A 15492-nucleotide genomic window follows, 5' to 3' on the forward strand; every position below is an offset into this window, starting at 1 on the left:
GGAGATTCCACCGTCGATGTTCGTGTTTGCCTCGGGACTGGCGATTTCGGGGAAAATCCGTATATGGCCAGCCATGACAGCCATTCCGATCATGCCGATCCCCGGACACGTCGATCCGGTTCCCGTTCCTCGCGACGTTACGCCGCGCGCTGACGGGCGCGTCGATCTGATCGGTCTTCCCCGCCCGCGCATCGCCGAACTGTTCGCCGAAGCCGGGCTGGACGCCAAGGCGGCGAAGCTGCGCGCCAAGCAGGTTTTCCACTGGCTGTACCATCGCGGCGTCACCGATTTCGACGCGATGACCGACATCGCCAAGACCATGCGCCCGTGGCTGGCGGAACGCTTCGTCATCGGCCGGCCCGAGATCGTCACCGCGCAGGTTTCCAGCGACGGCACGCGCAAGTGGCTGCTCCAGACGGCGGACGGCCACGACTTCGAGATGGTGTTCATCCCGGATGCCGACCGGGGCACGCTGTGCGTCTCCAGCCAGGTGGGCTGCACGCTCAACTGCCGCTTCTGCCACACCGGCACGATGCGCCTGGTCCGCAACCTCACGCCCGGCGAGATCGTCGGCCAGGTCATGCTGGCGCGCGATGCGCTGGGCGAATGGCCCAAGGGATCGATGGCGGGCCTCGAAGAAGACGAGGACGAGCGGACTTATACTTCCGACGGGCGCCTGCTCACCAACATCGTGATGATGGGCATGGGCGAACCGCTCTACAACTTCGACAACGTGCGCGATGCGCTGAAGCTGGTGATGGATGGCGATGGCCTGGCACTGTCGAAGCGGCGCATCACCCTGTCCACCAGCGGCGTGGTGCCGATGATGGAACGCTGCGGCGAGGAAATCGGCGTCAATCTGGCCGTGTCGCTCCACGCCGTGACCAAGGACGTGCGCGACGAGATCGTGCCGATCAACCGCAAGTTCGGTCTGGACCAGCTGTTGCAGGCCTGCTCCGATTACCCCGGCGCTTCCAACGCCCGGCGCATTACATTCGAATACGTGATGCTGAAGGACAAGAACGACAGCGACGACGACGCCCGCGAACTCGTGCGCCTGATCCGGCAATACAAGCTGCCCGCCAAGGTCAATCTGATCCCGTTCAACCCCTGGCCCGGCGCGCCTTACGAATGTTCGGCGCCGGAGCGGATCAAGCGCTTTGCCGAAATCGTGTTCGAAGCCGGCATCAGCGCCCCGGTGCGCACCCCGCGTGGCCGCGACATCGATGCGGCCTGCGGCCAGCTCAAGACCGCCGCGCAGAAGATGAGCCGCGCGGAACTCGACCGGCTGGCGGACGAAAAGCAGGCGGCGCTCGGCTGAAGGAACAGGCAGGTTCAGCCGATCCGGTCTATCTATCGGGTTTGCGGCGCAATTTCCTGTCCCCAATCCGCCTAACCATCGTTAGGCTGCGTCCTCGAACACCGAAATGAGGTCGCCCGCGATGTCGATGCTGCTGCTGGACCGCGTGCTCAGGCGGATCATCCGCCGGGGTACGCTCACCCTGACCGAACACTCCGGCAAGGTTCGCACCTATGGCACGGCGGAACCTGGCTGGCCGGATCTCGGTCTGCGCCTGCTGGACGCGGGCGTGCCCGGCTATATCGCGCGGCACCCCACGCTGGGCCTTGCCGAAACCTTCATGGACGGCCGCATCGCCATCGAGGGCGGCGACATCCTGGACTTCATCACGTTCGCGCGGCGCAACAACCCGTGGGAGCGCTCGGGCGATTTCGAGGCCAAGGGGTTGGGCGGCCGGATCGTCGAACGGATCGTCAGCCGGATCGACCAGATCAACCAGCGCACCGCCTCGCGCCGCAACGTGGCGCATCACTATGACCTGGGCGATCCGCTCTATGACCTGTTCCTCGATGCCAGCCGGCAGTATTCCTGCGCCTACTGGGCGGACGGCGTCACCACGCTGGAGCAGGCGCAGATCGCCAAGATGGACCACATCGCCGCCAAGCTGGCGCTGAAGCCGGGGATGCGCGTGCTCGACATCGGCTGCGGCTGGGGCGGCCTGGCGCTCCACCTGCACCGGGTGGCTGGCGTGGACGTCCACGGCGTGACGCTGAGCCGGGAACAGATCGCCTATGCCAAGGCCTGGGCGGAACGCGAGGGCGTGGCGGACAAGGTGACCTTCGGCCTCACCGATTATCGCGACGTGACGGGGCGGTTCGACCGGATCGTCTCGGTCGGCATGTTCGAGCATGTCGGCGCGGCCAACTTCCCCGCCTTCTTCCGCAAGTGCCACGATCTTCTGGCGGACGACGGCGTGATGCTGCTCCACACCATCGGCCGGTCCGATCCGCCGGGCGGCACCGATGCCTTCACCCGGAAATACATCTTCCCCGGTGGCTATATCCCGGCGATGAGCGAGACGCTGGCGGCGATCGAGCCGCACAAGCTGATGCTGGGCGATATCGAGATCCTGCGTCGGCACTACGGCCTGACCATCCGCGAATGGTACAAGCGCTGCGCCGCCAACCAGGCACGGATCGAGGAGCTCTATGACGAGCGGTTCTACCGCATGTGGATGTTCTATCTGGCCGGCGCCGCGACAGCGTTCGAATACGGCGGGCTGGTCAATTTCCAGTTCCAGATCGTGCGCAACCGCGATGCCGTGCCGCTGACGCGCGACTACATCGGCAGGGCCGAAGCGGAGATGCGTGCCGCACGCGGCAGCACCTCCGCCCCCGATCCCTGTGCTGCGTCAGCGCTTCACTTGCCGGAAAGTTCCCTGACCAGCGCCGAAGCGGGGTAAATCCTTTCCAGCGCCTGCTGCACCGCCGCCGTGCTGACCACCACGGTGCGGTTCACATCGGGCTGGTAGCCATAGTTGCCGCCGAGCGAATGGATGTTGCCATCGAACGCAGCGCCGATCACCGCGCCGTCCTTGTCCACCACGGGCGAACCGGAATTGCCGCCGATGATGTCGTTGGTCGTCACGAAGTCATAGGGCGTGGACTTGTCGATCTTTGCCTCGTTGGCAACGAAAGCCTTGGCCAGCACGAACGGATCGGCCCCCGTGGCACGCGCGAACGCGCCGCCCATGGTGGTCACCGGGGCCACGTCCTGCCCGCGCTCCTTCCAGCCCGCGACCTTGCCGTAGCTGATGCGCAGCGTGAACGTGGCATCCGGATAGACGCTGTCACCATAGGCGGCGAAACGCGCGTCGGCGAGCTTTGCGCCGGCGGCGGCCAACGGTCCCTGATAGCGTTCGTCGACCTGTTTCTGGAGTTCGCGGTCGCGCGCGTCGAGCTGACGGGCATAGGCGATCAGCGGATCGGTGGACGCATCGATCGCCGCCTTGTCGCCCTGCCACAGCGCCTTGCGCACCGCCGGATCGGCCAGCGTGGTGCCGCCCACGAGCCGCGCCGCCAGCCCTTCGGGCGATTCCCGGCCGAGCATCAGCCTGGTCTGCGCATCGTCCGCGCCCAGCGCCTCGCGCGCCTTGGACAGGCTCCATTCCAGCTTGAGCTGCTCCAGCCACGGATAGATCGGCCGTTCGTCCAGCACTTCCTTTTCCAGCAGGGGCAGCTGCGAATCAGTGAAGCCGGGCAGCCGCTCGGCATTGGGCTTGGCCCGTTCGTCTGCGGCACGCACCAGCGACTGCGCATAATCGTAAAGGTCGCTCATCGGGTGGATGAAGCGATAGGGCAGGTAGAGATCGCGATAGGCGCCGACGGCCTTGGCGACATCGCCCCATGGATTGCCGATCGCCGCGTTGCCGGCGGCCTTCGCCTTGAGCGCGGCTTCGTTATCGGCCAGCACCTTGACGAACGCCGGATCGTTCAGCGCCTGCTCACGGCCGATGAACACCTTGAGGGTGTTCTCGATGCCGAACAGGGTATCGCCACCTTCACGCTTGCGTTCGGCGCTCTGCTCCATCGCCGAAAGCAGGCGTCCCCGCAGTTCGGACAGGACGCGGTTGTTCAGCGGCAGCGAAACCGCGCGCTGGAAAGCCAGCTGGTCGGACGTGAACAGGCGCTGCGTAGAACCCGGATTGCCGACCACGAACGTCGCCTCGCCCGGCTGCGGCGCGCGCGGGCTCCACTTGAGGAACGCCGCCACCTTCACCGGCTTGCCGTTCTCGTAGGCCCGCAGGAACGAGGCATCGAGCGCATAGCGCGGATAGTTGAAGTTGTCCGGATCGCCGCCGAAGAACGCGGCCTGGAACTCGGGCGCCCAGACCAGGCGCACGTCGGAATACTTGCGATAGGTGTAGAGCTTGTACTGCCCGCCGCCGAACAGCGTGACGACCTGGCAACGCGTGGTCGCGGTATCCTTGCAACCCGCCTTCTCGATCTCGGCGATCTTGGCGTCGCGCGCCTTGACCAGCGCCTCGCCCGCCAGCGCGCCGATCGCGCCTTTCACGTCCGCCGTCACATCGGTGATCGCTGTAACGACCTCGGCCTGCTGGCCGGGGCACTTGCGCTCCTCCTCGCGCCGGGCGGCGATGAAGCCGTTGGCGACGAGATCGGCCTGCTGCGTCGAAAGGTTCTGCGCGCATTCGACCACGCAGTGATGGTTGGTGAGGATCAGGCCATCGGGCGAAACGAAGCTGGCCGAACAGCCGCCGGTCAACCGCACGGCGGAGGCACGCACGCGATCGAGCCATTTCTGATCGGGCGCCCAGCCGTAATCCTTCTTCATCGTCGCGGCGGGAAAGGCATCGAACGTCCACATGCCTTCATCGGCCTGGGCCGGGGCAGCGAGCAGGAACGGCGCGGCAAGGGTCGCGGAAGCCAGGAGAATACGGCGCATGAACAGGGGTGTCCTTGTTGGGGTTGGCAGCGAAGTTGACGAAGTTGACACGGTCCTGAGAAACATCGTCAATCACCGTTCAGCCGGCATCGCGGGCGCAACGGGATGGGCGCACGCAGACGGAAAAGCGGTTCCGGCTGAAATCATGCGCGGAGGGGTGCCACGGCGGACGGGGGTTAGGAAAGGGAAATGTTGGAGTGTGGGCCTGATCGCTCGTGCTCGCATCCTTCGACAGGCTCAGGATGAGTGGGTGTGGCAGTGGGATCGTTCTCGCGATCGGCGCCTGCTTCCAACCAAATCCGCTCATCCTGAGCCTGTCGAAGGATGCTCGCGGTGACCGCCCCGCCCAACCCACACCATCGCCCGCCACATGGTTCGATTCCCCCTTGCCTCGCCTCCGCTTTGCCATAGTCTCCCATGTCGATGTGGCTGCTTGACCAGATGCTTCGCCGGCTGATCCGCAAGGGTCGGCTCATCGTCATCGATCACGATGGCAAGGAATACGCCTATGGGCCGGGCACGGACGCGCCCTTGCGCATCCGGCTGACCGACAAGGGCGCCTCGACGCACATCGCGCGCTATCCGCGCGTGGGCGCCGGCGAGGCCTATATGGACGGGCGGATGGTGATCGAACCACCGCACGACATCCGCGATCTGGTGCTGTTCGTGGCGCTCAATGCCGAAGGCGATCACGAGCGCGCGCTGGGCGCCAAGGGGCCGCTGCGCAAGCTGCTGGACCGGGTTGCCGCCACGGTCGACAGCTTCAACGACCGGCGCTCGGCCCGCAAGAACGCCGAGTACACCTATAACCTCACCCGCCGGCTCTACGAACTGTTCCTCGACGAGGACCGGCAATACACCATGGCCTATTACCGTGATCCGGCGATCAGCCTGGAACAGGCGCAGCTCGACAAGAAGGCGCACATCGCGGCCAAGCTCCATCTCGACCGCGCCACTTCTTCGGGTAAGCGCGTGCTCGATATCGGCTGCGGCTGGGGGGGCCTGGCGCTCTATCTGCACCGGCATTACGACGTGGACGTGCTGGGCGTGGCGCTCGCGCCCGACCAGATCGAGTTCTGCCGCGAACGCGCGGCCGAGCTGGGCGTTGCCGACCGCGTGAAGTTCGAGTTGATGGACTATCGCGACGTGCAGGGCGAATTCGACCGGATCACCTCGGTCGGTCTGCTGGAGCATGTGGGCACGCCGCAGTATCCGGCGTTCTTCGAGCATACCCACCGCCTGCTCAAGCCTGATGGCGTGATGTTCTCGCATTGCTGCGGCCGCGCCGGCCCTCCCGGCACCACCGATGCCTGGACGCGCAAGTACATCTTCCCCGGCGGCTACATCCCCGCGCTGTCCGAACTGGTGAGCGAGAGCGAGAAGGCCGGCTGGCAGGTGACCGACGTGGAAGCCATGCGCTTCCATTACGCGCACACGCTGGAGGAATGGTACAACCGCACCCGCCTGCACCGCGACGAGATCGTGGCGCTCTATGACGAGCGGTTCTACCGCATGTGGGAATTCTACCTGGCCGGGGCGGAGCAGGCGTTCCGCTATGGCGGGCTGGTCAACTGGCAGCTCCAGTACGTGAAGCGGCGCGACGCGATCCCGATGATCCGCGACCGGATGGTAGAGGAAAGCGCCCGCCTGCGCGCCAGCGATACCGCGCCGGCCTGGCATCTCGATCCCGCGCTGAAGCAGGCGGCGAAGCAGGCGGCGGAATAGCCAGCCCGCGCGGCAACGATACCAAAAGGGGAAAAACCCCGGGTAAGTGGAGAGGAACGATCATGATCAAGAGACTGGCTGCCGAGGGATTCGGCACGTTCTGGCTTGTGTTCGGCGGGTGCGGATCGGCCGTGCTGGCCGCCGCCTTCCCCCAACTCGGCATCGGGTTCGCCGGCGTGGCGCTGGCGTTCGGGCTGACGGTGCTGACCATGGCCTATGCCGTGGGCGGCATCTCGGGCGGGCATTTCAACCCGGCCGTATCGCTGGGCCTCGCCGTGGCCGGGCGCTTCGGCTGGAAAGACCTGATCCCCTACTGGATCGCACAAGTGCTGGGCGCGGTGATCGCGGCGGCGGCGCTCTATGCCATCGCCAGCGGCAAGGCCGGCTTCGAAGCGGGCGGCTTCGCCTCGAACGGCTATGGCGCGCTCTCGCCCGGCGGCTATTCGCTGCATTCGGCGCTGCTGATCGAAACGATCCTGACCGCCGGCTTCCTGATCGTGATCCTGGGATCGACGTCCTCCGCCGTTCCGGCCGGGTTCGCGCCGATCGCCATCGGCCTCGCGCTCACGCTGATCCACCTGATCTCGATCCCGGTGACCAACACCTCGGTCAACCCGGCGCGTTCGACCGGCGTGGCCTTCGTCGCCACCACCGACGCCCTCCACCAGCTCTGGCTGTTCTGGGTGGCGCCGCTGGCGGGCGCGGCGATCGGCGGGCTGATCTGGAAGACGCTGCTGACCACCTCGGACTGACGGCGCCCTTCAACCACCGCTTTCCTGCGCGGCCGGTCCGGATGGGCCGGCCGCTTGCGATACGGCCCCCGTCCTGTTACGCGCCGCGCGCTTATCTCACGGGGAATCGCCGATCATGTCCGATATCAAGCGCGTCGTCCTTGCCTATTCCGGCGGCCTTGACACCTCCGTCATCCTCAAGTGGCTGCAGGTGACCTACAATTGCGAGGTGGTGACCTTCACCGCCGATCTCGGACAGGGCGAGGAACTCGGGCCGGCGCGCGCCAAGGCCGAACTGATGGGCGTGAAGGCCGAGCATATCTACATCGACGATCTGCGCGAGGAATTCGTGCGCGATTTCGTGTTCCCGATGATGCGCGCCAACGCCCGCTACGAAGGCGATTACCTGCTCGGCACCTCGATCGCGCGGCCGCTGATTTCCAAGCGCCTGATCGAGATCGCCAAGGAAACCGGCGCCGACGCGGTTGCGCACGGCGCCACCGGCAAGGGCAACGACCAGGTCCGCTTCGAGCTTTCGGCCTATGCGCTCGATCCCTCGATCAAGGTCATCGCCCCCTGGCGCGAATGGGACCTCACCAGCCGCACCGCGCTGATCGCCTGGGCGGAAAAGCACCAGATCCCTGTGCCCAAGGACAAGCGCGGCGAAAGCCCGTTCTCCACCGACGCCAACCTTCTGCACACCTCGTCCGAAGGCAAGGTGCTGGAGAACCCGTGGGACGAGACGCCGGACTACGTCTATTCGCGCACGGTCAACCCGGAAGACGCGCCCGACCAGCCGGAATACATCACCATCGATTTCGAGAAGGGCGATGGCGTAGCGCTCAATGGCGAAGCGATGAGCCCGGCCACGCTGCTGACCGCGCTCAACGAACTCGGCCGCAAGCACGGCATCGGCCGGCTCGACCTCGTCGAGAACCGCTTCGTCGGCATGAAGAGCCGCGGCATGTACGAAACGCCGGGGGGCACGATCTATGCCGCCGCGCACCGGGGCATCGAATCGATCACGCTCGACCGGGGGGCAGCGCACCTCAAGGACGAGCTGATGCCCAAGTATGCGGAGCTGATCTACAACGGCTTCTGGTTCGCGCCCGAGCGCGAGATGCTGCAGGCCGCGATCGACCATTCGCAAGCGCGCGTGAACGGCACCGTGCGGCTCAAGCTCTACAAGGGTCTTGCCTCGGTGGTCGGCCGCAAGTCGCCCGACAGCCTCTATTCGGAACGGCACGTGACGTTCGAGGACGATGCCGGCGCCTATGACCAGAAGGACGCGGCCGGCTTCATCAAGCTCAACGCGCTGCGCCTGCGTCTGCTGGCCCAGCGGGATCGCTGAGCGGTCGGGACCCAGTCAGCACCCGAATCAGAAAACGAAAACCGGCCTCTCTGACGGGGCTGGTTCAAGTTGTCCACCGCAAAACCGATCGCCTGTGGATAACTTCCGGGGTTTCCGCTTGCGCGACTCAGACTGCAGGCGCAGCATTGGCTTGTCGAAAGGGAAAGCGACCCGAAATCTGAAGCGCAAGCCGATGAATTCAGGAGTTTTTCTCCAGAGACCCGATCTGGAAAGTACGCACTTCAATCGGCCGCAGGGTATCATCCGTGCCCGGCGAAGCGGGGAAGTGTGACCGGACAAATCGGTAAGGCGAGTGCAACGGTGACGCCAGCAGGGCGTATCGCGCGGCAAGGGCTCTGCCTCCACCCGGCGCGAAAGGTCCGGCCACGGCGAAAGCGGAACGCAGCGCCGATCCTTCAGACCCGCGGGGGTCCGTCCGACGGCGCGCCTTTCTCGGCTCGACCCGAGGGAGCGGTGCCCGGACACGAAGGAAAAACGCCCGCCCATGGCCGCAAGGCCGGCAGCGGGAACCAACGCCGCCCCTGCCCCGCCGGCAGGACCCGGCCCGGATGCAGGAAGCGTCAGTTGCCGAAGGTATGCGCAAGCATCGTCCAGGCAACGGCCTAGGGGCTTCGCGCCCCGGATGGCACGCTTTCGGACAGAAGGCACGGTCTGGCGAAGGAACCCGCCTGAGGGCGGTGGCAGTGGAGGCCGGCAGCGATGCCGGCCTCCATTTGCGTTAGGGCGATTGTATCGCTGGCGAATGAGACGCTTGGATTGCCCACCCCCAACCCCTCCCGCAGGCGGGAGGGGAGCGAGACTTGCGCCGCCGCAGGTGGCGTTAGTCGCAGCGGGGTGGGCTTGCCGCGCCCCCCCCCTGCCTCTCGAAGATCACGGCTTGGCGAGCTGCCCCCGCACCGCGCCCTTGGGGAAATCGTCGGTGTGGATGTTGACGTAGAACCCTGCCGGGTCCGCGAGGATCTTCTTGATCTGGTCCGGCTCCATGGCGATGCAGGCATCGCTGGTCGGCCCGGTGACTTCCAGCGTGGCCAGCGGCGGCCCATCGACGCCGGCCGCTCCGGTGTGCACGTGGGCCATGGTCGGCTTGGCGATCTTCGCGCCAGACAGCGTGTAGCAGAAGTCGCCGCTGTCGGGATCGAGTTCGGCGCGGAACGAACCCGTGCCGTCAGGATCGCCGCCCGCCGGCTCGTTGGCGCCGGCCAGCGTCGCGGTCAGGATCGTGGTCGCGGCGAATGCGGGGGTAACGGCAAGCGACAGCGCCAGAGCGGGCGCCAGCAGGATAGCCTTGTTCATTGCAACGTCTCTCCATCGACCGGAGATACGGACTCGCCCCCGGCCCGTCGCTACCGATACACCTCTCGCACACTGCAAGGAACCATGGGCTTGCCGGATCCGCGCCGTCGATCCATGAGCGGCACATGACGTCCCCCAACGCCTTGCAGAGCATCGAGATTCTGGTCACCGCCCCGATCCGCTCGGGCGTTACCGAGGCGCTGGAAACAACCTTTACCGCGCACCGGCTGTGGGAGCAGGACGACCCGGACGCCTTTTTCGCCGCACACGGCGCGCGGATCCGGGGAATCGCCACGACCACACTGTTCGGCAAGGTCCGCGCCGACCTGATCGAACGCCTGCCCGCGCTGGAGATCATCGCCAGCTTCGGCGTGGGCTACGACAACGTGGACGTCGCCGCCGCCGTGCAAGCCGGCGCGATCGTGACCAACACCCCCGGCGTGCTGGTGGACGAGACGGCGGACCTCGCCCTGGGCCTGCTGCTGGCGACGATCCGGCAGATCCCGCAAGCCGAACGGCATTTGCGCGCCGGGCTGTGGCCGCAGGAGCGCTTCCGCCTGTCCCCCTCGCTGCGCGGCCGGCGCGTGGGCATCCTCGGGCTCGGCGCTATCGGCAAGGCGATCGCGCGGCGGCTGGAAGGGTTCGGGGTGGATATCGCCTACCACGGACGCGCCCGGCAGCCAGGCGTGGATTATCCGTGGTATCCCGATGCCCGCACGCTGGCGCAGGCGTGCGACACGCTGATCGTCGCCGCGCCGGGAACGGCCGAGACCGAGAAGATGGTCGATGCCGCGGTGCTCGCCGCACTCGGCCCCGACGGCATCCTTGTCAACATCGGGCGTGGATCGATCGTGGACGAGGACGCGCTGGTGGCGGCGCTGGCGAATGGCACCATCCTCGCCGCCGGGCTCGACGTCTACGCGCACGAACCGCAGGTGCCCGAAGGCCTGCTTGCCCATCCCCGGTCGGTGCTGCTGCCGCATGTCGGCTCCGGTTCGGAACGGACGCGCGCGGCGATGGGCGCGTTGCAGGTGGAAAACCTCGTCCGCTGGTTCACCGACCGCGCGCCGGTAACCCCGGTGCCCGAAACGGCACACCTCGCGCCGCGTTGAGGGTTCGGCCTACCCCTTCTGGCTGCGGCCGCGTTCGATCACCGCGCGGCGGCGCGCCTCGACGTCCTCGGCGCTGACCTGGCTGTTGGCGGCAACAGAAACGCGATGTTCCAGCGCGATCGCCTCGCCGAACGGCAGCGCATAGCCATCGTCGATCAGCTTCTTGTAGGCGGTGACCATCGCCGGATCGGCCCCGGCAATGTCATGCGCCAGCCGCTTCGCCGTGGCGAGCAAATCCGCCGGCGGGACCACGCGGTTGACCAGCCCCCAATCGGCGGCAGTGCGCGCGTCGAGGAAATTGCCCGACAGCGAAAGCTCCTTGGCACGGGCGATGCCGATCAGGCGCGAGAGTTTCTGCGAAAGGCCCCAGCCCGGCATGATGCCCACGCGCGCATGGGTATCGGCAAAGCGCGCATTTTCGGACGCGATCAGGATGTCGCAGGCAATGGCCAGTTCGAACCCGCCGGTGATGGCGACGCCGTTGATCGCGCCGATCACCGGCTTGCGGCACTGCTCGATCGCCTTGACCGGGTTCTCCTCCGCCGCCTCTGCATTCGCCGCGCCCAGGTTGGACGTGTCCGCGCCCAGTTCCTTGAGGTCCAGCCCGGCGGTGAAGGCGCGCTCCCCTGCTCCGGTCAGAACCACCGCGCGGATGCCGTCGTCGCCGTCCAGTTCCTGCATGGCGCGGGCAAGGCTGGCCCGCATGGCGCGCGACAGCGCGTTCATCGCCTCCGGCCGGTTGAGCGTGACGATGGCAACCGCTCCTTCGCGATCGACGGTAACGGGCATCGGACATCCTCCCGGAGTTGTTTCGTGCCATTATGACCCCTTGCGTGACGCGCGATCAAGCCCGCGAACGGACCGAAGCCCCTTGCGTTCCGCCCGGAATCCGCTAAGGGCCGCAGCTTCCCGTGACTTACGGGATTCGAAGAAAGCCGGAGGGGCCCCGCAATCCCGCGGATCAGCCAGCGATCGGTTAGAAGATGAAAGGACGCGAAGCATGCCGCTTTACGAGCATGTCTTTCTGGCGCGCCAGGATCTGAGCCAGGCTCAGGTCGATGCGCTTGCCGCCACCGCCACCGAAATCGTCGAGAGCAACAACGGCAAGGTCACCAAGACCGAGACCTGGGGCCTCCGTTCGCTGGCCTACAAGATCCAGAAGAACCGCAAGGCGCACTTCGTGATGCTCAACATCGACGCCCCCGCCGGCGTGGTGGCCGAGCTGGAGCGCCAGACGCAGATCAACGAAGACGTCATCCGCTACATGACGATCCGCGTGGACGAGCACGAAGGCGGCCCGTCGGTGATGATGCGCAAGAACGAACGCGACCGTAGCCGTCGCCGCGAACGCGAAGGGGAATAAGAGATGGCTCGTCCGTTTTTCCGCCGCCGCAAGAGCTGCCCGTTCTCGGGCAAGAACGCGCCGAAGATCGACTACAAGGACGTGCGCCTGCTGCAGGGCTTCATGTCCGAACGTGGCAAGATCGTCCCCAGCCGCATCACCGCGGTTTCGGCCAAGAAGCAGCGCGAGCTGAGCCAGGCGATCAAGCGCGCCCGGCACATCGGCCTGCTGCCCTACATCGTCAAGTAAGGAGCGCTACCCATGCAGATCATCCTGCTCGAGCGCATCGAGAAGCTGGGCACCATCGGCGACGAAGTGACCGTCAAGGACGGCTACGCGCGCAACTATCTGCTGCCCAACAAGAAGGCGCTGCGCGCCAACGAAGCCAACCGCAAGGTCTTCGAAGCCAACCGCGCCCGCATCGAGGCCGATAACGCGGCCCGCCGCGAAGAAGCTGGCAAGGAAGCCGGTTCGGTCGAAGGCAAGGAAGTCGTGCTCATCCGCGCATCGTCGAACGCTGGCCATCTCTATGGTTCGGTTTCGGTCCGCGACATCGTGGAAGCCCTGGTCGATCAGGGCGCCAAGGTGTCGAAGGCGATGATCGTTCTCGAACGCCCGATCAAGACCATCGGCGTGTTCCCGGTCCGCGTTGCGCTGCACCCGGAAGTTTCGGTTCAGGTCAAGGTGAACGTCGCCCGTTCGCCGGACGAAGCCGAACTCCAGTCGCAGGGCGTCAACGTGATCGACGCGATGTTCGACAACGAAGCCGGCGGCTTCACCGAGGAAGTCGATCCGAACCTCGAACCCGGCGAAATCCCGGCGGAACTGCTGGAAGAACGCGCCGCGGAAGCCTGATCGCTTCGCGACAAGCAAACGGAAAAGGGGCGCCCCACGGGTGCCCCTTTTTTGTTGTGTCAGAACCCCGCCGCCGAAAGCTGGCCGCGCAGGTTGCGCAGGATCGGTTCGGGAACGGGCGGCAGCGGGCGCGCGGGCTGGCCCCGGCGCAGGCGGGCACGGTCCTCCTCCGAAGGCTCCACCCGGCGCACGCGCACCGACACCTGGCCCTGCGCGCGCACGCCGAGTTGGTCCGCCGCGCCGCGCGACAGGTCAATGATCCGCGCGCGGCCGACGAACGGTCCGCGATCGTTGACCCGCACGATGATCCGGCGGCCGCTATCAAGCGCGGTAACTTCCACGTAGCTCGGCAGCGGCAGCGTGGTATGCGCGGCGGTGACCCAGCCGGGAATGAACGCCTCCCCATTGGCGGTGCGGTTGCCCGATTCACGGCCATACCAACTGGCATAGCCGAGCATATCATAGGTGGGGCTGGCGGCGGGCACGTAAGTCTGCCCACGCACGGTATAGGCCGGACCGATCCGCACCGGCGTATCGCTGACCGGACGGAAACCGCCACCACCGCCGCCCGCGCAGCCGGACAGCGCCAGCAAAAGCGCCATTGCCCCACCGATATTCGCCCGAAACCGCATCATACCTTCTTAACCTGCCGGTCCCGCGCCGGCCATACCGGTCCTCTCCGCCGTGGCGGCATAAGCCGTCTTTGCAGCGTCACCGATTGCGCGCTACATACTGCCGATGGATACACCTGAAACGATCATCACCGAGCTTTCCCGCATTTTCGACGCCGCCGTGGCCTGCCTGCGGGCGGATATCGCCGCTTTCGCCACGCAAGGCACCCCGCCCCCGCCCGAACGGCGCCACGATGGCAGCTACTGCTATCCCGAACTGCGCATCCACTTCGATGGGCAGACATTGGGCGACCATTCAACGCGCTCGTTCGGCCGGCTGATAGAGCGCGGCACTTATGCCTGCACCGTCACGCGCCCGGCCCTGTTCGAGGACTATCTGGCCGAGCAGCTCGCGCTGATCCTGTCCGACTACGAAGTGCGGATCGAAGTCTGCCCGTCCCGGCAGGAAATCCCGTTTCCCTACGTGCTGGACGGCAGCGATGGGGCGCAGATGAACGGGGTGACACCGCAGGATCTGGCGCAGCACTTCCCCACCACCGAACTGGCCCGCATCGGCGACGAGATCGCCGACGGGCTCGACGTGCCCGAATACGAAGGACTGCTGCCGCTGTCCTTGTTCGATGGCCTGCGCACCGATTTCAGCCTTGCCCGGCTGGCGCATTACACCGGCACGCGGCCCGACGATTTTCAGCGCTACGTGCTGTTCACCAATTACCACCGCTATGTGGATGAATTCGTGGACTGGGCGGCGCAACAGGTGGGCGATGGCCATCACATCGCGCTGTCGGGCGCGGGCGGGCTGTACCTTGATGCGCCGGTCGACAACGCCCGTGCGCGCCTGTCCGACACCGCCTGGCGGCGGCACCAGATGCCGGCCTACCACCTGATCGCTCCCGATCGTTCGGGCATCACGCTCGTCAACATCGGCGTAGGCCCGTCCAACGCCAAGACGATCTGCGATCACCTGGCCGTGCTGCGCTCCGAAGCCTGGCTGATGATCGGCCATTGCGGCGGGCTGCGCCCCACCCAGAAGATCGGCGATTACGTGCTCGCCCACGCCTACCTGCGCGATGATCACGTGCTCGATCCCGTGTTGCCGCCGGAAATCCCGATTCCCGCCATCGCCGAGATTCAGCGAGCGCTGGCGCAGGCGGCGGAGATGGTCAGTGGCACCGGCGGCGCGGACCTCAAGAAGCGTATGCGCACGGGCACGATCGTCACCACCGACGATCGCAACTGGGAACTGCGCTACACCCAGTCCGCACGGCGGTTCAGCCTGTCGCGCGCGGTCGGCATCGACATGGAAAGCGCCACGATCGCGGCGCAGGGCTATCGCTTCCGCGTGCCCTATGGAACGCTGTTGTGCGTCTCCGACAAGCCGCTGCATGGCGAGATCAAGATGCCGGGGCAGGCCAACCGGTTCTACGAGGAAGCCATCGCCGCGCACCTGGCCATCGGCACCACCACCTGCGCGCTGCTGCGTGCCGAAGGCCCGCGCCTGCACAGCCGCAAACTGCGCGCGTTCAACGAGCCTCCGTTCCGGTAAACCGCTCGCTCCGATTGTGACAGTGCCGCCGGATGCGATTCGCGTGGCGGCACCGGTCACAATCGGCGTTCCGATTGAAAAAGGTGGATGGCGCGGCCAGCTTTCGCTGCACCGCCAAA

The 15492-nt window shown here is 66.3% G+C and carries 14 protein-coding genes; 10 read left to right on the forward strand and 4 right to left on the reverse strand.

All coding sequences use genetic code 11. The annotated features are described in order from the left end of the window. Positions 1–73 precede the first annotated feature (73 nt). A complete protein-coding gene (rlmN, locus tag EH199_RS07815; protein WP_124808692.1) occupies positions 74–1321 on the forward strand; it encodes a 23S rRNA (adenine(2503)-C(2))-methyltransferase RlmN in 1248 nt (415 codons plus the stop codon). Positions 1322–1448: 127 nt separating this feature from the next. Then, a complete protein-coding gene (locus tag EH199_RS07820; RefSeq protein WP_124808743.1) occupies positions 1449–2762 on the forward strand; it encodes a cyclopropane-fatty-acyl-phospholipid synthase family protein in 1314 nt (437 codons plus the stop codon). Here EH199_RS07820 and EH199_RS07825 read toward each other — a convergent pair. Then, positions 2720–4765 (reverse strand): S46 family peptidase, encoded by a 2046-nt coding sequence (locus EH199_RS07825; RefSeq protein WP_124808693.1) that lies wholly within the window; start codon positions 4763–4765, stop codon positions 2720–2722. The two genes, EH199_RS07820 and EH199_RS07825, sit on opposite strands and share 43 nt — an antisense overlap. Positions 4766–5188: 423 nt before the next feature. Here EH199_RS07825 and EH199_RS07830 point away from each other — a divergent pair, with 423 nt between their 5' ends. From EH199_RS07830 to EH199_RS07840, 3 genes are all read left to right on the forward strand, one after another. Further along, positions 5189–6490: a cyclopropane-fatty-acyl-phospholipid synthase family protein gene (locus tag EH199_RS07830; protein WP_124808744.1), complete on the forward strand. Its 1302-nt coding sequence runs from the start codon at positions 5189–5191 to the stop codon at positions 6488–6490. A 62-nt stretch (positions 6491–6552) separates the two neighbouring features. Continuing rightward, positions 6553–7242 carry an aquaporin Z gene (gene aqpZ / locus EH199_RS07835; protein WP_124808694.1) on the forward strand — a complete coding sequence of 230 codons (690 nt, stop codon included), beginning with the start codon at positions 6553–6555 and terminating at the stop codon, positions 7240–7242. Positions 7243–7357: 115 nt separating this feature from the next. Next, complete coding sequence (locus EH199_RS07840; protein WP_124808695.1) at positions 7358–8572, forward strand: argininosuccinate synthase; 1215 nt, start codon at positions 7358–7360, stop codon at positions 8570–8572. Between the two features lie 891 nt (positions 8573–9463). Here EH199_RS07840 and EH199_RS07845 read toward each other — a convergent pair. After that, positions 9464–9886 (reverse strand): CHRD domain-containing protein, encoded by a 423-nt coding sequence (locus EH199_RS07845; RefSeq protein ID WP_124808696.1) that lies wholly within the window; start codon positions 9884–9886, stop codon positions 9464–9466. 125 nt (positions 9887–10011) lie between these two features. Here EH199_RS07845 and EH199_RS07850 point away from each other — a divergent pair, with 125 nt between their 5' ends. Then, on the forward strand, positions 10012–10998 hold the full coding sequence (locus EH199_RS07850; protein ID WP_124808697.1) for a 2-hydroxyacid dehydrogenase: 987 nt from the start codon (positions 10012–10014) through the stop codon (positions 10996–10998). A 9-nt stretch (positions 10999–11007) separates the two neighbouring features. Here EH199_RS07850 and EH199_RS07855 read toward each other — a convergent pair whose 3' ends face one another. Further along, complete coding sequence (locus EH199_RS07855) at positions 11008–11787, reverse strand: enoyl-CoA hydratase (RefSeq protein ID WP_124808698.1); 780 nt, start codon at positions 11785–11787, stop codon at positions 11008–11010. A gap of 211 nt (positions 11788–11998) precedes the next feature. On the opposite strand from EH199_RS07855, the gene rpsF reads away from it, so the two are divergent. The 3 genes from rpsF to rplI are packed head-to-tail and all read left to right on the forward strand — an operon-like array spanning position 11999 to position 13195. Beyond that, on the forward strand, positions 11999–12361 hold the full coding sequence (gene rpsF / locus EH199_RS07860; RefSeq protein ID WP_124808699.1) for a 30S ribosomal protein S6: 363 nt from the start codon (positions 11999–12001) through the stop codon (positions 12359–12361). A gap of 3 nt (positions 12362–12364) precedes the next feature. After that, positions 12365–12589, forward strand: coding sequence for a 30S ribosomal protein S18 (gene rpsR, locus EH199_RS07865; RefSeq protein ID WP_011445073.1), 225 nt, complete (start codon positions 12365–12367; stop codon positions 12587–12589). 12 nt (positions 12590–12601) lie between these two features. Then, positions 12602–13195, forward strand: a complete 594-nt coding sequence (gene rplI / locus EH199_RS07870) for a 50S ribosomal protein L9 (protein ID WP_124808700.1) — start codon at positions 12602–12604, stop codon at positions 13193–13195. A gap of 59 nt (positions 13196–13254) precedes the next feature. Here rplI and EH199_RS07875 read toward each other — a convergent pair whose 3' ends face one another. Then, positions 13255–13827, reverse strand: coding sequence for a septal ring lytic transglycosylase RlpA family protein (locus EH199_RS07875; RefSeq protein WP_124808745.1), 573 nt, complete (start codon positions 13825–13827; stop codon positions 13255–13257). Positions 13828–13933: 106 nt separating this feature from the next. Between EH199_RS07875 and EH199_RS07880 the strand changes: the two genes are divergently transcribed. Further along, a complete protein-coding gene (locus tag EH199_RS07880) occupies positions 13934–15373 on the forward strand; it encodes an AMP nucleosidase (RefSeq protein ID WP_124808701.1) in 1440 nt (479 codons plus the stop codon). Positions 15374–15492: the final 119 nt, after the last annotated feature.

This window comes from Novosphingobium sp. LASN5T (assembly GCF_003856955.1).
Lineage (GTDB): Bacteria > Pseudomonadota > Alphaproteobacteria > Sphingomonadales > Sphingomonadaceae > Novosphingobium.

What these genes read in the sequence shown, in the direction of transcription:
- EH199_RS07820 (WP_124808743.1), top strand. Translation starts at nt 1,449, where the DNA reads ATGCTGCTGCTGGACCGCGTGCTCAGGCGGATCATCCGCCGGGGTACG.
- rlmN (WP_124808692.1), top strand. Translation starts at nt 74, where the DNA reads ATGACAGCCATTCCGATCATGCCGATCCCCGGACACGTCGATCCGGTT.
- rplI (WP_124808700.1), top strand. Translation starts at nt 12,602, where the DNA reads ATGCAGATCATCCTGCTCGAGCGCATCGAGAAGCTGGGCACCATCGGC.
- rpsR (WP_011445073.1), top strand. Translation starts at nt 12,365, where the DNA reads ATGGCTCGTCCGTTTTTCCGCCGCCGCAAGAGCTGCCCGTTCTCGGGC.
- EH199_RS07840 (WP_124808695.1), top strand. Translation starts at nt 7,358, where the DNA reads ATGTCCGATATCAAGCGCGTCGTCCTTGCCTATTCCGGCGGCCTTGAC.
- EH199_RS07875 (WP_124808745.1), bottom strand. Translation starts at nt 13,827, where the DNA reads ATGCGGTTTCGGGCGAATATCGGTGGGGCAATGGCGCTTTTGCTGGCG.
- rpsF (WP_124808699.1), top strand. Translation starts at nt 11,999, where the DNA reads ATGCCGCTTTACGAGCATGTCTTTCTGGCGCGCCAGGATCTGAGCCAG.
- EH199_RS07855 (WP_124808698.1), bottom strand. Translation starts at nt 11,787, where the DNA reads ATGCCCGTTACCGTCGATCGCGAAGGAGCGGTTGCCATCGTCACGCTC.
- EH199_RS07845 (WP_124808696.1), bottom strand. Translation starts at nt 9,886, where the DNA reads ATGAACAAGGCTATCCTGCTGGCGCCCGCTCTGGCGCTGTCGCTTGCC.
- EH199_RS07880 (WP_124808701.1), top strand. Translation starts at nt 13,934, where the DNA reads ATGGATACACCTGAAACGATCATCACCGAGCTTTCCCGCATTTTCGAC.
- aqpZ (WP_124808694.1), top strand. Translation starts at nt 6,553, where the DNA reads ATGATCAAGAGACTGGCTGCCGAGGGATTCGGCACGTTCTGGCTTGTG.
- EH199_RS07825 (WP_124808693.1), bottom strand. Translation starts at nt 4,765, where the DNA reads ATGCGCCGTATTCTCCTGGCTTCCGCGACCCTTGCCGCGCCGTTCCTG.
- EH199_RS07830 (WP_124808744.1), top strand. Translation starts at nt 5,189, where the DNA reads ATGTGGCTGCTTGACCAGATGCTTCGCCGGCTGATCCGCAAGGGTCGG.
- EH199_RS07850 (WP_124808697.1), top strand. Translation starts at nt 10,012, where the DNA reads ATGACGTCCCCCAACGCCTTGCAGAGCATCGAGATTCTGGTCACCGCC.